The sequence below is a fragment of the Pseudovibrio ascidiaceicola genome, from assembly GCF_900114245.1.
GTDB classification, from domain to species: Bacteria; Pseudomonadota; Alphaproteobacteria; order Rhizobiales; family Stappiaceae; genus Pseudovibrio; species Pseudovibrio ascidiaceicola.
Window position 1 is genome coordinate 15,603 of record NZ_FOSK01000015.1, and the last position, 18,870, is coordinate 34,472.

Consider the following 18,870-nt stretch of genomic DNA (forward strand, 5'->3'; position numbering starts at 1 on the left):
GATGTTTTGAACCTAAGGAATTTTTCATGACCCACCATAGAGATCGTACTCAGGTTGCGATTATCGGCGGCGGTCCTGCTGGTTTATTACTCTCTCACATCCTGAGCGAAAACGGCGTGGACAGCGTTGTGCTGGAACAGCGCACCAAGGTTTATGTTCTCTCTCGCATCCGTGCTGGTCTTTTAGAAACCGGAACTGTGCAGCTGCTGCGCGACTATGGCCTTGCAGAACGCATGGACAAGAACGGGAAGAGCAAAAAAGGCTCATGGATTACGCGGCAGGGGTTTGAAAGTCACTTCATTGATACGCACAAATGGACTGGCAAGGAGATGATGGTCTACGGTCAGACCGACATCACCGAAGATCTGTATGACGCCCGCGAACGCGCTGGCGGCAACATCATCAACGAAGCGACTGACGTGACCCTTCATGATGTGACCTCTGACAAACCTTCTGTGACCTACGTGAAGGACGGCCAGACCTGTCATCTGGACTGCGACTACATTGCTGGTTGTGACGGATTCCATGGTGTCAGCCGCAAAACTATTCCTGACGATATTTTGCGCACCTATGAGCGTGCTTACCCGTTCGGCTGGCTTGGCATCATGGCGGAAGTGCCACCCCTGCCGGATTTGGTCTATGCCTATCATGAGCGTGGGTTTGCACTTGCCTCACAGCGAAACCGGCTGCTGAGCCGCTATTACATTCAGTGCCCGTTGACAGACAGCGTCATGGATTGGTCGGATGAGCGGTTCTGGGAAGAGTTGATCAGTCGTTTTCCTGCGGATGTGGCGTCAGATATCGTTACCGGACCATCTATTGAAAAATCCATTGCTCCGCTCCGCAGCTTTGTCGCTGAGCCGATGCAGTACGGGCGCATGTTCCTTGCGGGCGATGCTGCCCACATTGTGCCGCCCACAGGAGCGAAGGGGCTCAACCTGGCTGCCTCCGATGTGTTCTATCTTTCACGCGGGTTAATTGAGCAGATCAAGAGCAATCACTCCGCTCATCTGGAGCGTTACTCCGAACTGGCTTTGCGCCGAGTGTGGAGCTCTGAGAACTTCTCCTGGCGGATGACGCAGCTGTTGCATGTGTTTCCGGAGATGAACGGGTTTGATGCGAAAATCCAGCAAAACAGCTACGAGCTGCTGCTGCAAAATGAGACCCAACAGCGGGCCTTGGCAGAAGAATATGTTGGTTTGCCATTTGAAGAGCTGGATGCGCTGACCTTGTCAGCAGCTTAAAGCCGTTCGCATTTAGGTTGAAACACCTGAACTGCTTTAGCCTATGTTTTTGCGTATCTTTATCCGAAAACCGGTTCCCACTTTTCGGAGAAACGCTGTAGTCCAGCGATTGGAGAGGGGCCCTTCCCTCTCTCCCCACCTCTTGAATGAGGCTTACGATTCTGTTTTGTCAGCTATTTCGACAATTGCAGCGGCAAAGGCCTCAGGGCTTTCTTGCGGCAGGTTATGCCCTGCGCCCTCAACAACACGCGCCTCATAATGTCCGTTGAAGTTCGTCTCATGCCCTTTGCTATGTCGTGGTGGGCTGACACCATCATTGGCACCAAGCAATGTAATTGCGGGCACATTGATTTTTGGCTGAGCTGTCAGCAGCACCTCAATCTTCTCAAAGGCGGGATCTCCTTCTACCAACCCAAAACGATGCCTGTAGGAGTGAATAACGGTCTCCACAAAGTCAGGGTTATCAAAGCTCTCGGCGGTCTCACGGAAGGTGCGGCGGGAGAAATCCCAGGTGGGTGACCATTGCTGCCAGAGCAGTCTGGTCAGGTCTTCCCGGTTTTCTGTCAAACCATTCCGGCCACGCTCACTGTGGAAGTAATACTGATACCACCAGAGCTGCTCTTCCTCAGGAGAGGCAGGCCGGTAGGCTGCTGGAATGTTCTGGATATTGTAGGCAACACCGGCACTTACGAGCCCCCTCACCTTTTCTGGCCAAAGAGCAGCGGCGATGCAAGCGGCGCGACCACCCCAATCGTAGCCCGCAACAATCGCCTGCGGCAACTCAAGGGCTACCATCAGAGACCGCAGATCAAAGGCCAGGGCGCCTTGCTGACCGGAGCGCGGGGTTTGAGGAGACAGATATTGGGTTGGCCCGTAGCCGCGTAAGTAAGGAATGATGCACCGAAAACCACGATTGGCGAGAATGACGGAAACCTCGTCATAGCTGTGCACGTCATAAGGAAAGCCATGAAGCAGAACCGCTGGAACACCTGACTTTGGCCCAACATCCATGTAGGCGATGTTCAGTACCCCGGCTTCAATAAACTTCATATGTCCAGTCCCCTATATCGCGCTCTAGCCTTTCAAACATTATAGACCAGAGTCACTGGGAGAAAGCCAATCCTTATAGTCATTCTTAAGGCGTGCAACCTCTTCTCCGTTCAGCAAAAAGCAATCAAATCCACCATCGTAAGGAGCGACGATCCGGGAGGTTTCCCGGTTCATGAGTAGGAACCGCTCTTCATCCTGCGCTGCGTCTTTGAGGGCCTCGCGACATACTTCCGGAAACCAGCGGACTTCATTCCCGTAAAACCCCAAGGTTTCCTGTTCCCCAAAGGGATCTTCCTTGTACTTCCATTTAAACCAGTATTTCAGTCGAAACTGATCGAGGAGTTTGTGGCTGTACGGTAATGGATACTCATCAAAATTTGGAAAGTACTCCACGAAGAGGCATTTTTGCCCCTCCTTCAAAATCCGGTTCCCTAAAATCCGCGCGCGATGAAAAATCACGGCTTCTTCTTCTGGTGTCTCTGCATATCGCTTCGCCTCCGGCAAAGCATGAAACCTGACCCAGCGCTCCGGCAACGCCTCACGGAGATAATGGCTATAAGGCGGTAAGTCGCCAAAATAGCCTCTCCATTGATCAATGAACCTTTTCACAATGATACAACCTTGTCTCAACCATACAGCGGAACCATTGAATAATCAGAGGACACTTAGTTGAGATTGGTTCGAATTTTCCTAGGTAAATAGCTGCAATGCTCTTTGAATTGTGAGGAATTACAGAGACACCTTCACATTCTCATAGCTTTGCATTGCCGCACAGAAGGCTGCAAAAATGCGAGTGGAGACAGGGTTGCTCACCGCTTCAAACTCCGCATGCCACTGAACGCCAAGGAAGAACGCTTTGTCTGGGTGGTGAAAGGCTTCAATCACGTCATCCTCAGAAAGGGCGTCAAGCACAAGCCCTTCACCAAGCCTCTCAACCGCTTGTTCGTGCAGAGAATTTACCTGATGGACGCCTTCGCCAAGGATAGTGGTCAATAGTCCATTCTCTTCAAGGATGAGTTGATGGGCTGCCCCGTATCTTTGTATTGGTGGCAGTTTGTAGTCGATGGGGTGGTGCAGCGAAAACTCATGGTTCGCATATAAGTCGTTTCGGATTGTGCCGCCAAAAGCCACGTTCATTTCCTGCATGCCGCGGCAGATTCCCAGCAGCGGCAGGTCTTTTTCAAAAGCGGCACGGATCAATGCAAACGCGGCAGTGTCGCGTTTATCATCAAAAGGGCCATGGCTCTCAGAGGTGCCATCATTATTGTAATAGGCTGGCTGAATGTTGGAGGCATCGCCTGTCAAAATAAGCCCGTCAACCAAAGACAGCACATGAGCCAGTTCGGCTTCCTTCAGAAGTGTCGGAATGATGAGAGGGATTGCTCCAACAGCCTGCAATGCGGCTGTCAGGTACTTATCATCAATGGTTTGCGTTCCAAGACCAGCTTCTTGCGAGGAATTCGCCAAAATTCCGACAATGGTTCTTTTATCAGCAGCCACGCTCTGCGGCGTGGTTTTGCCAGTATTGCTTGTCATAAGCGTATCCCTTCAGGGCACGAAAACTCGTGGCGCACCTATGCGCTCAAAATCAATGGAAGAATAATTATCGCTTCAGCGATTTTGCGTAATGTGTCTCAATTCGCTGTTGCACAAATTCCAGCATAACGGACATGACCCAATAGATGATGGAGGCGGTGATCAGCATCTCCAGAATCTTGAAGTCGGATCGCCCCTGCGTTCGTGCAATGAACATGATGTCCCAAACGCCCACAACTGAAACCAGCGAGGAATCCTTGAGCATCGCGATGAACTGGTTGCCCGTTGGCGGCACGATAACCCGCATGGCTTGGGGCAGGATGACTTTTCGAAACGTCAACAAACGCGGCAAGCCCAACGCATCCGCAGCTTCCCATTGCCCAAGTGAGATCGACTGGATGCCAGAGCGGAAAATCTCGGTCATATACGCCCCGTACACCAGCGACAGGGCGATGATTGCTGCAGGAACGGGCGAGATGACATAGCCAATTTGCGGTAGGCCGAGGTAGATCAAAAAGAGCTGCACCAGCAGTGGCACACCGCGAAAGTACGAGGTGTAAAAGGCGCCAACACCCTCAACAACACCAATGCCCGAGAGCTTGGCCGTGGCCCCCAGCAAAGCAAATATGAAGGCCAGTGTGATCGCAATGGCAGAGACATAGAGCGTGGTGAACGCCCCTGTTGTGATCAGGAATGGCAGTTTGCGACCGATAAACTCAAAACTCAGCTCAAAGCTCAAAAAGAACCCGAGAGCTCCGGCAGCAAGTAAAAGCCACACGGTTATCAGCTGAGCCCGCCGGGACAGGCTGAGGACGAGAAACCCCAGTCCTGACACCAGCAGGAAAATCACCATGGATACAGAAAAACGCCCCCACCAGCCGGCAAGTGTTTCCTCACTCATCGCAGGGCGAAGGAATGACCCGATCAGGCCTTGATTGAACGCGAGAAAGAACGCGAGCACGAAGGCAAGTGAACCAAGCGTTGCTGCAGCTTTCAGGCGGGCTGGACCCTGCCTGAAAGCACCATTGGTGAGTGTGACCATGATCTTACTTAACGCTCACGAGATCCGCACCGTGCCATTTCACGGAGAGCTTGGTCAAAGTGCCGTCACTCTTCATGTCTTCAACAATGGAAGCCAGCTTGTCGCTCAGTTCCTTGTCGCCCTTGTCGATTGCAATCGCCAGCGGCTCATAGAAGATTGGATCGCCCAACTGCTTGATCGGCAGGCCTTTCTTCATCGCCTGCTGAATGACAGGAACGGACTGCGCCAATGCGTCAAGGCGTACACCATCGCCAAGAGACAGCTCGTCAAACTCATTGATATCGCTATAAAGTTTGATCTCGCCCGGCGTTACAGCATATTCGAAAGCTGGTGCGCCAACCGCATCAATCTCAAGCTTGTGCTCCAGATACTTGTGGTAGGTGGACGAACCCACAACGCCAATCACCTTGCCGTCTAGATCCTTAAGCGATGTTGCCTTGGAGTTTTTATGAACCGCAAAGGCCGCCGGGGTGTAGTAGTACACGGCAGGGAAATCCAGTACCTGCGCCCGAGCTTTGGTTGGGGTCATGGAGCCTACAACCATATGCCATCTGCCAGACCAGCGCCCTGCAGTCATGATTTCCCAGCCCGGAGTGACAAACTGCACATCAACGCCGAGGCGCTTTGCGATCTCTTTGGAAACGTCAATATCAAAGCCCTGCAGCTGGTTGTCGTCTCCCATAAAGGCATTCGGGCGGTAATCTGAGTTAGAGCCCACGAGCAACGTCTTGCTCTTCATGATCGCGTCCAGAGCCTCTCCAGCCTGTGCGCTCATGCCAACAACGCTTACAGAGACAAACAATGCAGCCCCTAAAATGGCTTTTCCGGTATTTTTAAACATCCCAACCCCCAAATTCGTCATTATGACGGATATTTCTCATAGTTTTGGGCAGTTTATAAGTGCGGGTCAAAGCAAGGCAAATCAGTCTGATTGATCTATGTATAGAAAAACTCTATACCTCATTCATGGCTATATCTCGACGTTTCGTCCCCACCCTTCAGGAATTACGCGCGCTGGCAGCAGTCGCACGGCACAAATCCATCTCCGCCGCCGCGCGGGAACTGAACGTCTCACAACCAACAGTATCCTATCATATCAAGCAGTTAGAAGAGCGTTGGGACGTCAAACTGTTCCGCATGAACGGACGAAATCTGGAGCAGACGGAGCTGGTTCAGGATATTCTTTCGGAGGTCTCTGCAATCAACAATGGTATAGAGAACCTCTCATACCTACTCGCCAGTCAGACAGCACGAAAACAGCTTACAATCGGCATTGCGCCGTCTCTTGCCTCCATTATGCTGGTCCCGCGTTTGGCCCAGTTCTCCGCTTTGCACCCGCATGTGGCGATCCGGATCAGTGCAGCCAATCGCTTTGTTGATTTTGCAGAAGAAAAGCTCGATGTGGCACTGCGTCTACTGCCCAAGCCTGAAGGCGACCTCGGCGCATCTCCGCTTATTCCCCTGCCGCAGGAACGTATGCGCGTGGTGTGTTCACCAAGCTATCTGGAGGCGATTGCGGGAGAGCAGCTGGCGCCGCATTCAGCTCCGGTTGAGCTGTTCGCCAATGCCGATTTTATCCATGAAGACGAGGCCTTCCATTGGCAGAAGTATCTGGAGGCCAGTTGGCCAGACTTTTCCGGCCAGATGGTGCAGCAGCTCACGTTCAACAACACTGACCTTATCTTGCAAAGCGCGATTGCCGGACGGGGCTTTGCCATTCTCAGAGACCTCTATGTCATTGATGCATTGAATGCAGGCACGCTCGTAGAGCCCTTCGCTGAGACACTTCCATGCCAGCGCGCCTTCCAGTTTGTCTTGCCAGAAACATCTATCCCCTCAGCCCCAGTGTGGGACTTCATCAACTGGCTGAGCAACGAGATGACGCAGATGCAAATTCGCTAAGCCTCTTGCATCAAAAACTATCTGGATAAGCTCCTCAGACAAACCCACATGCTCCCGACACATTGTCAGCTCCCCCTTCATGGTTCCCGTCAATGTGCCGAGGAAGTAATCACCTTTCACCCCATCTGCCTAATACATCGTCAAGCAAACAAAATTCAATCTCTAAGTGATTATCAATAATTCACTTTAGCACTATACAATATTCATTGGTTATGTATTGTCATATTAAATAAATATAATTCCTATATTCATAAATACAAATTCTCACAGCAATAAATACAACAAAATTAAAATCACTAAACCAAACTACGGAAAAAACTACTTATATGATGACGAGCAATCAAATTATTCATCGAAGCCTCAAAATAATTTACTTATCGCGGCGGAATCAAACGTCGCTATCACAAGGAATTCAGGAGCTCAGCATCCGGCCCGGCAATAAGGCCGGAAATGCATTTCGCAGAAGAACAGGCATTCAAAAGTAGGCTTGGTCTGACTGCAGAGTTATCGTAGGGTGATAGCAGGGCATACCCGTTAAGCGGGTGCCAGCACACTAGCCCAAAGCCAACGGCTGAGCATAGTTATTGTCCTTTTCAGAGCCGAATACGTTCAAGAAACTCTTTTCTTATTGGAAGGAAAAGGATGGACATTCATCAACTCAAAACCTTCGTGACGGTGGCGCGCGAAGGCAGCATAACCAAAGCTTCAGAATTGCTCTTTCGCAGCCAGCCCGCTGTCAGTGCGCATATCAAGAACATGGAAGAGACATTGGGATTAACGCTCTTCCAACGCACACCGCGCGGAATGGCTGTTACACCCGACGGGCAACGCCTCCTGACGGAAGCACACCAATTGCTGGATCGGCATCAGAAATTTCTGGAGGAAGCATCCCGCTTACGCGGAAGCCTTGCTGGTAACTTGACCCTCGGCGCTGGTCGCAACTCAAGCACAGGCGTTGTAAGCAATCTGCTTGCTGCCATGTCTCAGGAATTTCCTGAGGTTGAAGTTGAGCTGCAGCATCGCCCATCTGTGAGGGTACTGGAAGGCATTCGCAATGGTAGCCTGGACGCCGGATTCTATACGGAAACGGGCGAGGACGATGCCGGACTGTCCACGTTGGAAATCTCCAATTTCTGCGTTTATCTCGCAGCACCTGCGGACATGGTGCCCGTCGCTGCCGAAGTGAACTGGAAGGCGCTTGAAAACGTGCCGTGGATCTATCCAAGTGGCAACTCCTGTTGTGGTCGAGTGGCAAGAGATCTTCTGGACACGCACGGCATCAGACCCAAACGGGTGATCAATGTAGATGACGAGGGCGTTACACGGGCCTTAATTGCCAGCGGTGTCGGTATCGGGCTCGTTCATGCCAATTCGACCAACCCTCAAGAGAACCAGGGTGATATCGTCTTGCTCTCTCAGGTGCAAAAATCAGCCCGCGTGTTGTTTGCGCACCTGTCCTGTCGGATAGAAGACCCGGTGATTGCAGCAGTTCGCTCCATTTTGGCGACAGACAACTGCACGAGCCTCTCGTTTGAAGACGACCGAACACTTGGGGCGGCGCTGATCGCATCCTGACACTTTCAAAAGAACCAGATTTGCAAGACTCCAGCTCAGCCATGAGCTGGAGTCCGCTGCATCCTGCTTTCCAGTTGGGCGGATGGCTGCTCTGTCCAGTTGGCGTTAAAGACAAAAACAATCCGGAATACTGAGGAACTTTTTAGCACAAACCCATTGTTTTATTCTCATCGGGAGAAGCCATATGCAAAGACTTCTTTACAGCCTCAGCGGAGCCTCAGGGCAGCACTACTCCCCGCATGTCTGGAAAATTATGATGTCCCTGAAGCACAAAGGGCTCGATTTTGAACTGAAGCCCGTTTCCTTTGGCGACATTTCTAAAATTGAAGATGGATCCTTCACCAGCGTTCCGGTTCTCAACGATCAAGGCACTCTTTTAGGCGACAGTTTTGAGATCGCCGAATATTTGGAAGAGACCTATCAGGATGCGCCTAGCCTTTTTGATGGCCCTGGAGGTCTCCAACTTTCCCACTTTGTGGAAAGCTACTGCAAAACCGTGCTCCACCCGACATTGGCGGTGATTGCTGTGATGGATATGTACAACATCATGAGCGATGCCGACCGCGCCTACTTCCGGCCTGCCCGCGAAAAACGGTTCGGAAAATCGCTCGAAGATGTCTACGCAGGGCGAGACGCCGAACTGAGCACATTGCCGGAGAAGTTGAACCCCGTGCGCGACCTGCTCACCAACCAGGATTGGTTCGGTGGTGAGAAAGCGATGCATGCAGATTATGTTCTGTTCGGGACCTTGCAGTGGTGCAAAGTGTGCTGTCCAGATCCAATTCTTGCTCCGAGTGACCCCGTCAATTTGTGGTTCGAACGCATGTTGGATCTTCATGATTATATGGGTCGCAAAGCTGTGAGCGAAGCTGTCGCTGCCTAGCACCACAGATATTTCACACAACTCCAAATAACTAACCCCTTCAGAAGGCATCGCAAATTTTTGCGGTGCCTTCTTTTTATGCAAGCCCCTGTATTATCAATAATTTACAAGCAATAACTTCCGTGGAGGCATTCCTCATCTATCCTGAGGGAAGCCATCAGTTTTTTCAGCTTGTTCAAAGCAAACCTTTCCGGCTCCATAGGGTCACACGAAAAAATATTACTGGACGCGAGGAACTAAAATTCACCTCAAACCCGGCAGGGCAAACGGAGATTCATTCGAGTCTGCGCGTGCTACCGCTCTGCCATGCATAAGAACAACGACAAGCCACGCAGTTTGTCAGGGGGTGCGCCTCGCGCAAATCCTGCATCGGCATTTTTCAGTCTTTCTTCCCAAGTGAAGGATCAGAGAATTTATGGATGCACATCTCGAAGCTTCGGACTATTTGGCCAAAGGAACAGCCCCACTGTCCTTTGATTGGGTCCGGCAAGTTCACACCTTGGGGCCGACTGGAACGAACTGCGAAAGGGCAGCTCTGACCTGGGTCAAGCGCCATTGCCAGAACGCCGAGGTCTTTCTTCACCCAACCATGGAAATTGCAGCGGAAGCCGTTGCCAAATGCCGCAAATCCGTTCTGTTGAGTGTCGTCGCCTACCCACATCTTCATTCGATAATTTATGAGCACATCGGCCAACTGAAATTGATGGACGTGTTCATCATGAACACCGACAACATGGTGCTGGCCTCATCTACCGGCAAAACGCCCGCCCTTTGCGCAACACATCCGGCGCCGGAAAAACTGATCCCGGCATCTATTGAGCGCAAATACGTAACCAGCAATGCGCAAGCCGCAGCTGTGTGCGCCAAAGGGGAGGCTGATGGCTGCATCACCACGCTGTGCTCCGCCAACGAGTTTTCACTGACTGTCCTGACAAAGCACGGCCCCGTGCCTATGGGCTTCACCATTCACGGCCCATTGCAGGCCGCAACACATACCCAGCCTTCATTCACCAATGATTTTCAAAACCCCAACAGGAGGGAATTTCATGACACAGAAAGCTTATGAAACACCAATCGATATCCGCTACCGCGATACAGATTCAATGGGCCATGTGAGCAGCCCGATCTACTATGATTACATGCAGTCCGCTTACCTGGAATACATGCATGACCTGCTCAAGCTGCCTAAATCTGAAAAGCTGCCGCACATCATGGTGAAGACCTCTTGTGACTACGTTTCTCAGGCTCTTTATGGCGACCATCTGGTTGTGCTGAGCCGCGTGACAAAGTTTGGCGGCAAGAGCTTTGAGATGCAGCATGAAATGCGTCTTGGTGATGCAGATGGCCGTGTGGTTGCCAATGCAGCTTCCACTCACGTGATGTTTGATTACGAAAAGCAGGCGACCTATCCGGTGCCGGATGAGTTCAAGACTGCGGTTGCAGCTCTGCAAGAACCTGTCGCAATGCACGAGCCAGCTTAAGATCCGTCACTTTTGAAATCTGGAGATCTCTGATGGATCTACAATGGAATGAACGTCAACAGGCTCTGCGAGCAAAGTATGCTCAAATTGGCAGCCAGATTGACCACTCAGAGCTTCATGCTGGCAAGCAGGCATTTGATCAGGACACATGGGACCGGCTTTTAGAAGCCGGTCTCTGGAAGATCATCGTCCCGGCAGAATATGGCGGCGCAGGCACAGACTGGTGGGACTTTACCGCTGCTCTGGAAGGTCTTGCATGTTCCGTACGTACGCCGGGTATTCTGCTTTCTGTCATAGCACAGGCAGGCATGGTTCATGCACTCAACCTGTTCGGCACGGAAGCGCAGAAGAAGGATTATCTTGGCCGTATCCTCAAAGGAAAGCTGAGCGCGACTGCAATTGCGGACCCTGACACGGGCACCGATGTACGCTCCACCTCTTCTGTACTGACACCGGGACCAAATGAGACTTTCATGCTCAATGGTGCCAAATACAACATCGCCCATGCGCCCGTGGCGGATTTCACACTTGTCGTGTGTAAGCTGGATGGCCACGCTCGTGATGGCATCTCGCTCATCCTGCTGGATGCAGGCACCAAGGGCCTGGAAGTTGGCGACTACGACCAGAAGCTCGGCAATCTGGATTTGCCAACAGGGCCGATGAAGTTCACCAATATCCCGCTGCATTACGGTGACTTGCTTGGCATTCCCGGCAAGGGCCTGCGGAACCTGATCACCTTCGTTTCCCTCGGCAGGCTGTATTACGGTCTGGTTTCTGCATGGATGATTGAGCCGATGCTGAAGGAAGCGATGCGCTACGCTCAGGAGCGTCAGACCTTCGAAGTGCCGGTCCTGGAGTTCCAGTACGTGCAGAAAAAGCTGACTGACATGCGTATCTCCGCAGAATCCGCCAAGTGGACTGCTTATGGCGCGCTCCAGCAACTTCTGTCCGGTGCTCCGGAAGCAGGTATGACCTGCTCTATTGCCAAGCTAGTTGGGGCTGAAGCAATCACCAGCGGCGCTATTGACCTGCTCAAGCTGTACGGCACCAAAGGCTATCATCAGGGTGAGGTTTCGACCTTCCTTCGTGATGCACTGGCGTTTTGCGCCGTGGGTGGCACTGAGGAAATGCACCGCCGCAATATCATCAGTCAGATGAAACGGCTGGAAGCAAAGGCTGCAAAAGAAGCAGCACCCGTGCGCGAAGAACGCTTGCTTGAAACCGCATGATTTGATGCAGGCCCCGATATTGCCGGGGCTTTGCACTCTTTTGCATTTACAGGAGACTTTTATGGAATTCGCCAAAGTCGCATTAGCGGCCACTCTTCTGGCAGCAACAACCGCCGCTCCCACTCTGGCAAAGAATGGTGTTGAGCGTGTGCCAACCAAGATCGATTGGCAAGCAGCCAAAACCGCTGCAAAGCGGTCACTCGCACGGGATCCGGCCGCCGTGGAGAAGTTCGTCGCAGCCACCAACGGCAAGCTCAGCTACATTGAACTGCCAGTCTTGATTTTCGGCAGTGATGCGAAGATGGAGACACCGCAGTTCGGAAGCCAGAACTCATCCTATGCTGCGTTTTACACTCTGGAAGGTGCGCAGATCAGCATTCTCGGTTCTCACAGTGTGCTGACCGGAACAGAAGATCTCACCGAGCATCATAAGGCAACAGCGCATGAGTCCATCGGCAACGGGGCAGACTACAATCTGAACCGCTACGGGGCGCATTACACAATCCGCCTGACTTGCGATAACCCGATCAAAGACACGCGCTGCCGTAAGCCTGATTTTCTTCAAAGCGTCGTTCAGACCCTCCTTGTTGTGAATGGAGCAAACCAATGATGCGATTTATCTATCTCTGTCTGGCCCTGACCTTTGGTTTCTCCGCACAGGCGGAAGACGCCTCCCGCTTTATGCAGCCGGGTGACCTGATTGCAGACACCGGCAAGGGTGTTGCAAGCCATGCCATCTTTTTCCCAAACATGCGCTTTCCGGTGGAGTCCGGCCCAGCCTATGCCAACTCTCACGCTTATGCGCCCGGCGGGTTCAAAGCTGATGGCGGGTCCGAGTGTGATCCTGTGAACTACTCCTACCCATGGCGCGATAACTTCTGCGAGTTCCGTAGAGCCGATCTGCCAGTTTGCGCCTCAGGCGGCCATCAGGGGCAGGATATTCGTCCGGCATCATGCGAAGCCAGCAAGCACTGGGCTGTTGCAGCAGAAGACGGCATTGTTGCTCATGTAGGTCGTTTTGGTGTGACCATCCAGAGCGCCACCGGCACGCTGTATCGCTATGTGCATCTGGACATGGGCACACTACAGGTGAAGCCAATGGACAAGATCGTCAGAGGCAACCGCATTGGCAAGATCTCCAACAACTGGCTTGGACCGCTACCAATCCATCTGCATTTTGATGCAAAAGACACGGTGATGCTGAACGGCGAACCAAAGTCGGTTTTCCTGCCGCCTTACACCAGTCTCGTGGCGTCCTATCAACTGATTATGGATTGATCAGCTGAGATTTGATCGCAAAGGGCGCCTTTCACGGTGCCCTTTTTGCTTTTCAATATTCTCCTGAAAAGGGAAAAGAAATGAAAGATATTCTTTGGGTCTTTGGCTACGGCTCGCTCATCTGGCACCCCGGCTTTGAACCCGTTGAGCAAGTGCCCGCCCGTCTTGATGGCTGGAAACGCCGGTTCTGCCTGTGCTCCCTGCGCTACCGTGGCACCTTCGACAAACACGGTCTGGTTTTGGCACTGGATGCAGCACCTGATGCGTATTGCAGCGGCGTTGCTTTGGGCATTCCCCGTGATGGGCAAGAGAAGGTGCTGGAAGACTTACGCAAACGAGAGCTGTTCAATCCGGCGTATAGAGAAATCATCACCACGCTTAAACTACAGGATGGCCGCGAGGTTGAGGCGCTCACCTATGTGGTCAACCGCGAGCATGAGCAATACGGGCAGTTTAACGCCGAAGAACAAGCTCAGATCATCGCGACAGCTGCTGGCGAGCGCGGCCCGAACTGTGACTACCTCTGGAACACAGCAGATCACCTGACAGAGCTCGGTATCGCAGACCCGGACCTGGACTGGCTCTCAGACCGCGTGCGCTCGATACGGTCTGATGCAGCAGCCCCAGCCTAAGCAAACCAGCACGTTGCCAAAACGTGCTGGTCCTCGTTTCAGCTTGCAGCGTTCGTTTCCGGCGCTTGGGTGCAGATGAGTTCGCCCTGTTCCAAATGACAGACTTTGTCTGCCAGCGAGCGGGCGGCGGCATGATCATGAGTGAAGAGCACCAGAGCCATCTTCTTGTTCCGCATTACACTGCGCAATATTTCCAACACCTGACTGCGGGCTTGCATGTCCAACGCAGAGGTTGGCTCATCAGCCACCAGACATTGAGGCCGCGTTGCCAGTGCCCGTGCAATCACCAGCCGCTGCGCTTCACCGCCAGACAGCTTTCTGGTCTTACGGTGCAGGAAATCTGAATCCGTCGGCAAACCAACCCGCTCCAGCAGCCGCGTGAGTTCAGACTGATCTCCACCAGACAGCATGAGTGCCTCTTTAAGGACCTCATAGACCGTAAAATGACAGGCCATAGCGCGGTGCGGGTGTTGTGGTATCAGCGCCACCACGGATTTGGCGCGCCCTTCCTCATTCTGCCAATAAACGAAACCATCCTGCACGGTTTCATAGCCGCTCAACAATCGCGCAAGCGTGGTTTTGCCGCTTCCGCTTCCCCCCAAAATAGCAAGACACCGGCCAGCTGGCACGAATGCAGAAATGTTGGAGAGCAAGGCTCTTCCATCAAAGCTGTGATGCAGTTTATCAAGGGTCAATCCATGACCACTACGAGCCTCCAACTCCGGATACCCCCCTTCTCCACTCGCTAGGATCGGGGCTGAGTTATGCGCGTTTCGCCTCAGTTTCAGCAGTTGCTGGGTGTAGATGCTGCGCGGCCTGTCGAGCACCTCTTCAGCTGTTCCGATCTCAGTTAAATTGCCTTTGCGCAGTACGGCCACATGACTTGCCAGACGACGTGCCAGTTCGATGTCGTGCGTGATCAACATCTGGCAACGGTCCTCACTCCCAGTCTGAAACGAACGAATGGCGATTTCCCGATTGAAGGTATCCAGCGCTGCAGTCGGTTCGTCCATAATGAGAAACTCAGGCGAGTTTGCCAGTGCAAGCACCGTCAAAACGCGCTGAATTTCCCCGCCGCTCAGAGCCGAGGGATAGCGATGCAAAAGACGTTCCGGGATATTCCCTCTGGCGCATTCCTCATGGGCATCACGCTCATAAAGTCCATGCGCTCTCAGCATCTCCTGCACATGCTGCAGGACCGTCAGGTGCGGGTTCAATGCATCCGACAGCGCTTGGACGATCAACCCTGCAGAACATCCTCGCATTCCCTGCAATTGTGCTCGGGACGAACGCAGGACATTCATATCTCCCAGCCAAGCTTCTCCATTCCAGCTGAAATGGTTGGAGGCCGATGGCTGCTCATTTTCTGCCAGCCTGTATCCTTGAATAAGACCCATCAGGGAACGGGCGAGGCTCGTTTTACCACCCCCAGGCTCTCCAATAACCGCCAGAGTTTGGCCTTTGTGGATCTCAAAAGAGATGTCCTCCAGCAAAGACTGGTGACCGTAGTAAAGATTAAGCTGCTCAACGCGGATCATGATGTTCCTTTCCGTTGAGATTGCCGTTTGACATGTAGCCTTCACCAATAATCAAAATACCAACGAGAAACAGAGAAAGCGCTCCCGCAGGCGGAAGCAAGAGCCAGAGCCATGCCTCCGTATAAAGATAGTCCATTGAATCCTGTATCATACTGCCCCAGGTCAGCAGCCTTGGATCAGTCAGCCCCAAAAAACCGAAACCAGCTGTTTTCAGGGCTGCCTGCCGTACATTTTGCAAAAACAAACCAACAATCGCAGGCCAGATCGCGGGAAGGATGTGATGGCGCAGGCAGTATCTGCGACTGGCCCCCATGCGCCGTGCAAAATGCACGTTCTCGCGGGTCAGTTCCCGCAGCAAAATCGGCAGAGCAACACGCACATCCTCGTGCCAGCCAGTCAGCGACAGAAGCACCACAAGCCCAAGGAAGCCGGGCTGTATCCAGGCCGCCAACAACAGTAGCAAAAGGATAGACGGGATCACCTGCAGCACATCCACCAATCGCAAGACTGCACTACGAATGCGCGGCCCGCCAAACGCGGCCAGACTAGACGCAGCCAATGCCAGCACAAGAGCTGCGGTTGCCGTAATGAGTGCGAGAAACACCGTGATGGGAGCAGCTCTTACAAGGCCGACAAAGACATCCTGCCCAATCCCATTTGTACCAAGCCAGTGCTCCATGCTCGGAGCCTGCAAGACATCGGGGCTGGTTTTGTAAGAGGGCAAACTTTCTGACAGTGCAAAGCCTGCCATAACCAGCACAGCTGAGGCAGCAATCGCTCCTCGTGAAATGAAACCAGCACTTTGTGTGATTGGTGACCAATAACCAAGCATAAGATCACCCTCTACGCGCCAGACTTGTTGCGACAGCATCAATGACCCAGTTCAGCAGCAAAACCAGACCAGCCATAACGATGACGGCACCCTGCAACAAAACGTAATCACGATCCAAAATCGCATTGTAAATCAAATGCCCTGTTCCAGGATAAGAGAAGACAATCTCGACGAACAGGACGGCACCAAACAAGCCTGTCAGCGCATCACTCATCCGCGCCAGAAAAACAGGAAACAGGCTTCTCCCGTAATAAGCCGTACGCAAGCGCCAGCCTTTGATGCCACGCCCGCAGGCGTTGAGGATGAAAGGCCGCTGAGACAGCGTAATCGCCTCTCCCCGTGCCAGAAAATAGAACCGGGAGATTTCGTGCAAGGACAGTGCCAGCACGGGCAACACTGCGTGGCGGGCAATATCAAAATCCCGCTGTATCGGGTTACTGCTGGGAAACAAAGGCTCCGATCCGCCAGATGGCAATACGGGCCACAAAATGCCAAAAGCAAGCAGCAACAGAACAGCAGAAGTAAATGGCGGGATGCTGGCAATAACCGTCACAACACCGGTCGCGATCCTGTCAAAAAAAGCACCAGGCGCTTTGCCTGCTTCAATACCACCAGCAGCCCCCGCAAGCAGAAAGATAGGCGCAGCGCAGGCGATAAGCAGCAGGGTCCATGGGATGGACGCTTTTAGCAAATCCGAGACTGGTGCTGCATGCGGAACCGAATAGCCCAGATCGCCTCTGACAAGATCCCAAAGATAAACCGCCAGCTGCTGCGGCCAATTCCCCGACAAGCCGAACTGAGCTCGAAGCTCAGCACTCTCAGCGCCGGTGAGGTTGCGCGAAAGGTCAGATGAAAGAAACACCTCAACAGGGTCCCCCGGAAGCATTCGCGGTAAAAAGAACACCAGCAAAACCAGCAGAGCAAACACCAGGAGGCGAACGCCCAGACCAGACAGCATGTTTAAAATAATCGGAGGTACCACAAGAACGGCCTGCCTGTTGTTGGTTGTCTAGTGCCAGCCACCCGGAGGCGGCTGGCAATGGGTGTCCAGCTGATCAATCAACCAGATAGGATTTATGCAATGCTGAGGGCACGCCTATCGCCACACCACCCGGCATAAACTTGAGGGATGAGAGTTTGTCGTTATAGGCTGTCACCATGTATGGATTTGCGATGGCATAGGCAGGCAACTCTTCTGAATATACATTTTGGAACTCACCCAAAATCTCCTGCCGCTCCTTCAAGGTGGTGGCAACGGACTGCGCAATCGCAAGCGATCTCAACTCCTCGCCGCTATAATCGTCACTGGCCCATTTGCTTCCAAAAACCCGACGCATAATTCCATTTGGGTCACCAAGCGTACCGGAAGCATAAAGCGCAAGATCATAGTTGCCCTCTGTCAGGCTGTCCTGAAGCGCCGCACGTTCTAAAATGCGAACGTCCAGCTCGATACCAAATGTCTCCAGTTGCTCCGCGATAACTTTCGCCGTCTTGCTTTCGCGCCTGCTGGCAAGAAGGCGTAAAGCAACCTGTTCTCCATCACGGTACCAAACTCCGTCTTCTTCGCGGGTCCAACCGTTGGAGATCAAGAGATCCGAAGCCCGTTGAAGATCAAAAGCGTAGGCCGGATGTTGCTCCTTTGAGTGCCAGACAGACTCCTCTTGAAAGAAACCAGTGTCGGCAACATCAGCAGTTTCCTGAAAAACTGTTTTGATGATAGCTGGTCGGTCAATCGCATAAGCAATCGCGTGGCGCAGCGATTTATCCTTGAAGCGCCCGGAATGATTGAAACCAAGACGAACGGAGTGATGGCTAAACGCCTTGGCCACATTCAGACCAATCTCTTCGGCCTGTTCCAATCGGTCAGGAGGAAGATAGGAGATCACGTCGATGTCTCCGGCTTGAGCCGCCCGCAACGCCGCATCTGTCGCCATTTTCACAATCGCAATGTGCTTGAACTTCGGCTTACCCAGAAAATAGTCCGCATTCCCTTCCAGCAAATAGCGTCCTTGTGCCTTGCTGTATTCCACAAGGCGGTAAGGCCCACTGCCAATGACAGCTTCGGGTGCCGCAAAACGCTGTGGTTCAGCAACATCCTGATAGACGTGTTTAGGTAATACGGGCATGGAAAGCAGAAGCCCGTTCAGCAACCCGGCATCAGGCTTTTTGAGAGAGAGCTTGAGGTGATCAGGGGAGACAACCTCCGCTTCTCTCACATTATCGACTGAGACGAAGACGTAAGGATGCTCCTTCATATAGCTGAAGGTGAAAGCTGCATCCGCCGCAGTAACCTGCTGCCCATCATGCCAGGACGCCCGCAGATCTAGGTAGACATCACAGGTCAAACCGTCTTTAGACACAGTCCAGCGCCGGGCCAGCGCAGGAACGAGCTCACCGTCTTTCGACTGGCTCAACAGACTATCAAAAACGTATGTGGTGTAGAGGTATCCAATGCCGTTTCTGCCATGAACATAAGGCGCCAACATCCCGCGGTCTCCGCGGGCATCGGTTATAACAAGCTGGTTTTTGGGACCAGCAATCCCCGCAGCAATTGTCAGCAGCAAAGCTGCGACAGCTGCGATTGCAACGCGCACAAGGGGTTGATGAAAGATGTGCATGTCTCAGACTTTCTGAGCGGGACGCACGGC

The 18,870-nt window shown here is 52.7% G+C and carries 19 protein-coding genes; 10 read left to right on the forward strand and 9 right to left on the reverse strand.

Annotated features, from left to right (window positions below; translation table 11 throughout):
- Positions 1-26 precede the first annotated feature (26 nt).
- Positions 27-1,244: a 4-hydroxybenzoate 3-monooxygenase gene (pobA, locus tag BM231_RS22485; protein WP_093523064.1), complete on the forward strand. Its 1,218-nt coding sequence runs from the start codon at positions 27-29 to the stop codon at positions 1,242-1,244.
- A gap of 153 nt (positions 1,245-1,397) precedes the next feature.
- On the opposite strand, the gene BM231_RS22490 is transcribed toward pobA, so the two are convergent.
- From BM231_RS22490 to BM231_RS22510, 5 genes are all read right to left on the reverse strand, one after another.
- On the reverse strand, positions 1,398-2,294 hold the full coding sequence (locus BM231_RS22490) for an alpha/beta fold hydrolase (RefSeq protein ID WP_093523066.1): 897 nt from the start codon (positions 2,292-2,294) through the stop codon (positions 1,398-1,400).
- A gap of 39 nt (positions 2,295-2,333) precedes the next feature.
- Complete coding sequence (locus tag BM231_RS22495; RefSeq protein WP_208860583.1) at positions 2,334-2,903, reverse strand: DUF3885 domain-containing protein; 570 nt, start codon at positions 2,901-2,903, stop codon at positions 2,334-2,336.
- 120 nt (positions 2,904-3,023) lie between these two features.
- Positions 3,024-3,830 carry a gamma-glutamyl-gamma-aminobutyrate hydrolase family protein gene (locus tag BM231_RS22500; RefSeq protein WP_093523068.1) on the reverse strand — a complete coding sequence of 269 codons (807 nt, stop codon included), beginning with the start codon at positions 3,828-3,830 and terminating at the stop codon, positions 3,024-3,026.
- Positions 3,831-3,897: 67 nt separating this feature from the next.
- Positions 3,898-4,872, reverse strand: coding sequence for an amino acid ABC transporter permease (locus BM231_RS22505; RefSeq protein ID WP_063292855.1), 975 nt, complete (start codon positions 4,870-4,872; stop codon positions 3,898-3,900).
- A 4-nt stretch (positions 4,873-4,876) separates the two neighbouring features.
- A complete protein-coding gene (locus BM231_RS22510) occupies positions 4,877-5,713 on the reverse strand; it encodes a transporter substrate-binding domain-containing protein (protein ID WP_093523070.1) in 837 nt (278 codons plus the stop codon).
- Positions 5,714-5,838: 125 nt separating this feature from the next.
- On the opposite strand from BM231_RS22510, the gene BM231_RS22515 reads away from it, so the two are divergent.
- The 9 genes from BM231_RS22515 (at position 5,839) to BM231_RS22555 (ending at position 13,852) form a co-directional block, all read left to right on the forward strand.
- The gene (locus BM231_RS22515) at positions 5,839-6,774 is read left to right on the forward strand and encodes a LysR substrate-binding domain-containing protein (RefSeq protein WP_093523072.1); all 936 of its coding nucleotides are present in this window, start codon (positions 5,839-5,841) and stop codon (positions 6,772-6,774) included.
- A gap of 642 nt (positions 6,775-7,416) precedes the next feature.
- A complete protein-coding gene (locus BM231_RS22520; RefSeq protein ID WP_093523074.1) occupies positions 7,417-8,349 on the forward strand; it encodes a LysR family transcriptional regulator in 933 nt (310 codons plus the stop codon).
- A 184-nt stretch (positions 8,350-8,533) separates the two neighbouring features.
- Entirely contained in the window at positions 8,534-9,232 is a 699-nt protein-coding gene (locus tag BM231_RS22525; protein ID WP_093523076.1) for a glutathione S-transferase family protein, read from the forward strand.
- A 415-nt stretch (positions 9,233-9,647) separates the two neighbouring features.
- The gene (locus tag BM231_RS22530) at positions 9,648-10,298 is read left to right on the forward strand and encodes a prephenate dehydratase (protein WP_093523078.1); all 651 of its coding nucleotides are present in this window, start codon (positions 9,648-9,650) and stop codon (positions 10,296-10,298) included.
- The gene (locus BM231_RS22535) at positions 10,279-10,713 is read left to right on the forward strand and encodes an acyl-CoA thioesterase (RefSeq protein ID WP_063306863.1); all 435 of its coding nucleotides are present in this window, start codon (positions 10,279-10,281) and stop codon (positions 10,711-10,713) included. Before BM231_RS22530 ends, BM231_RS22535 begins: the two co-directional genes overlap by 20 nt.
- A 32-nt stretch (positions 10,714-10,745) precedes the next feature.
- A complete protein-coding gene (locus tag BM231_RS22540; protein WP_063301977.1) occupies positions 10,746-11,942 on the forward strand; it encodes an acyl-CoA dehydrogenase family protein in 1,197 nt (398 codons plus the stop codon).
- A 61-nt stretch (positions 11,943-12,003) separates the two neighbouring features.
- Complete coding sequence (locus BM231_RS22545; protein ID WP_093523080.1) at positions 12,004-12,552, forward strand: hypothetical protein; 549 nt, start codon at positions 12,004-12,006, stop codon at positions 12,550-12,552.
- On the forward strand, positions 12,549-13,220 hold the full coding sequence (locus BM231_RS22550) for a M23 family metallopeptidase (RefSeq protein WP_093523082.1): 672 nt from the start codon (positions 12,549-12,551) through the stop codon (positions 13,218-13,220). The genes BM231_RS22545 and BM231_RS22550 overlap by 4 nt, the downstream gene beginning before the upstream one ends.
- 80 nt (positions 13,221-13,300) lie before the next feature.
- A complete protein-coding gene (locus BM231_RS22555) occupies positions 13,301-13,852 on the forward strand; it encodes a gamma-glutamylcyclotransferase (RefSeq protein ID WP_093523270.1) in 552 nt (183 codons plus the stop codon).
- Between the two features lie 38 nt (positions 13,853-13,890).
- On the opposite strand, the gene BM231_RS22560 is transcribed toward BM231_RS22555, so the two are convergent.
- The 4 genes from BM231_RS22560 to BM231_RS22575 form a co-directional block, all read right to left on the reverse strand.
- A complete protein-coding gene (locus BM231_RS22560; RefSeq protein ID WP_093523084.1) occupies positions 13,891-15,390 on the reverse strand; it encodes an ABC transporter ATP-binding protein in 1,500 nt (499 codons plus the stop codon).
- Complete coding sequence (locus tag BM231_RS22565) at positions 15,377-16,261, reverse strand: ABC transporter permease (protein ID WP_244310517.1); 885 nt, start codon at positions 16,259-16,261, stop codon at positions 15,377-15,379. The genes BM231_RS22560 and BM231_RS22565 overlap by 14 nt, the downstream gene beginning before the upstream one ends.
- Positions 16,227-17,204, reverse strand: a complete 978-nt coding sequence (locus BM231_RS22570) for an ABC transporter permease (RefSeq protein WP_244527207.1) — start codon at positions 17,202-17,204, stop codon at positions 16,227-16,229. The genes BM231_RS22565 and BM231_RS22570 overlap by 35 nt, the downstream gene beginning before the upstream one ends.
- 73 nt (positions 17,205-17,277) lie before the next feature.
- Positions 17,278-18,840 (reverse strand): ABC transporter substrate-binding protein, encoded by a 1,563-nt coding sequence (locus BM231_RS22575; RefSeq protein ID WP_093523090.1) that lies wholly within the window; start codon positions 18,838-18,840, stop codon positions 17,278-17,280.
- Between the last annotated feature and the right edge of the window lie 30 nt (positions 18,841-18,870).

Bases quoted from the DNA above. Each gene is read 5' to 3' on its own strand.
- pobA (WP_093523064.1), top strand. From the start codon at position 27: ATGACCCACCATAGAGATCGTACTCAGGTTGCGATTATCGGCGGCGGT.
- BM231_RS22490 (WP_093523066.1), bottom strand. From the start codon at position 2,294: ATGAAGTTTATTGAAGCCGGGGTACTGAACATCGCCTACATGGATGTT.
- BM231_RS22500 (WP_093523068.1), bottom strand. From the start codon at position 3,830: ATGACAAGCAATACTGGCAAAACCACGCCGCAGAGCGTGGCTGCTGAT.
- BM231_RS22505 (WP_063292855.1), bottom strand. From the start codon at position 4,872: ATGGTCACACTCACCAATGGTGCTTTCAGGCAGGGTCCAGCCCGCCTG.
- BM231_RS22510 (WP_093523070.1), bottom strand. From the start codon at position 5,713: ATGTTTAAAAATACCGGAAAAGCCATTTTAGGGGCTGCATTGTTTGTC.
- BM231_RS22515 (WP_093523072.1), top strand. From the start codon at position 5,839: ATGGCTATATCTCGACGTTTCGTCCCCACCCTTCAGGAATTACGCGCG.
- BM231_RS22520 (WP_093523074.1), top strand. From the start codon at position 7,417: ATGGACATTCATCAACTCAAAACCTTCGTGACGGTGGCGCGCGAAGGC.
- BM231_RS22525 (WP_093523076.1), top strand. From the start codon at position 8,534: ATGCAAAGACTTCTTTACAGCCTCAGCGGAGCCTCAGGGCAGCACTAC.
- BM231_RS22530 (WP_093523078.1), top strand. From the start codon at position 9,648: ATGGATGCACATCTCGAAGCTTCGGACTATTTGGCCAAAGGAACAGCC.
- BM231_RS22535 (WP_063306863.1), top strand. From the start codon at position 10,279: ATGACACAGAAAGCTTATGAAACACCAATCGATATCCGCTACCGCGAT.
- BM231_RS22540 (WP_063301977.1), top strand. From the start codon at position 10,746: ATGGATCTACAATGGAATGAACGTCAACAGGCTCTGCGAGCAAAGTAT.
- BM231_RS22545 (WP_093523080.1), top strand. From the start codon at position 12,004: ATGGAATTCGCCAAAGTCGCATTAGCGGCCACTCTTCTGGCAGCAACA.
- BM231_RS22550 (WP_093523082.1), top strand. From the start codon at position 12,549: ATGATGCGATTTATCTATCTCTGTCTGGCCCTGACCTTTGGTTTCTCC.
- BM231_RS22555 (WP_093523270.1), top strand. From the start codon at position 13,301: ATGAAAGATATTCTTTGGGTCTTTGGCTACGGCTCGCTCATCTGGCAC.
- BM231_RS22560 (WP_093523084.1), bottom strand. From the start codon at position 15,390: ATGATCCGCGTTGAGCAGCTTAATCTTTACTACGGTCACCAGTCTTTG.
- BM231_RS22565 (WP_244310517.1), bottom strand. From the start codon at position 16,261: ATGCTGTCGCAACAAGTCTGGCGCGTAGAGGGTGATCTTATGCTTGGT.
- BM231_RS22575 (WP_093523090.1), bottom strand. From the start codon at position 18,840: ATGCACATCTTTCATCAACCCCTTGTGCGCGTTGCAATCGCAGCTGTC.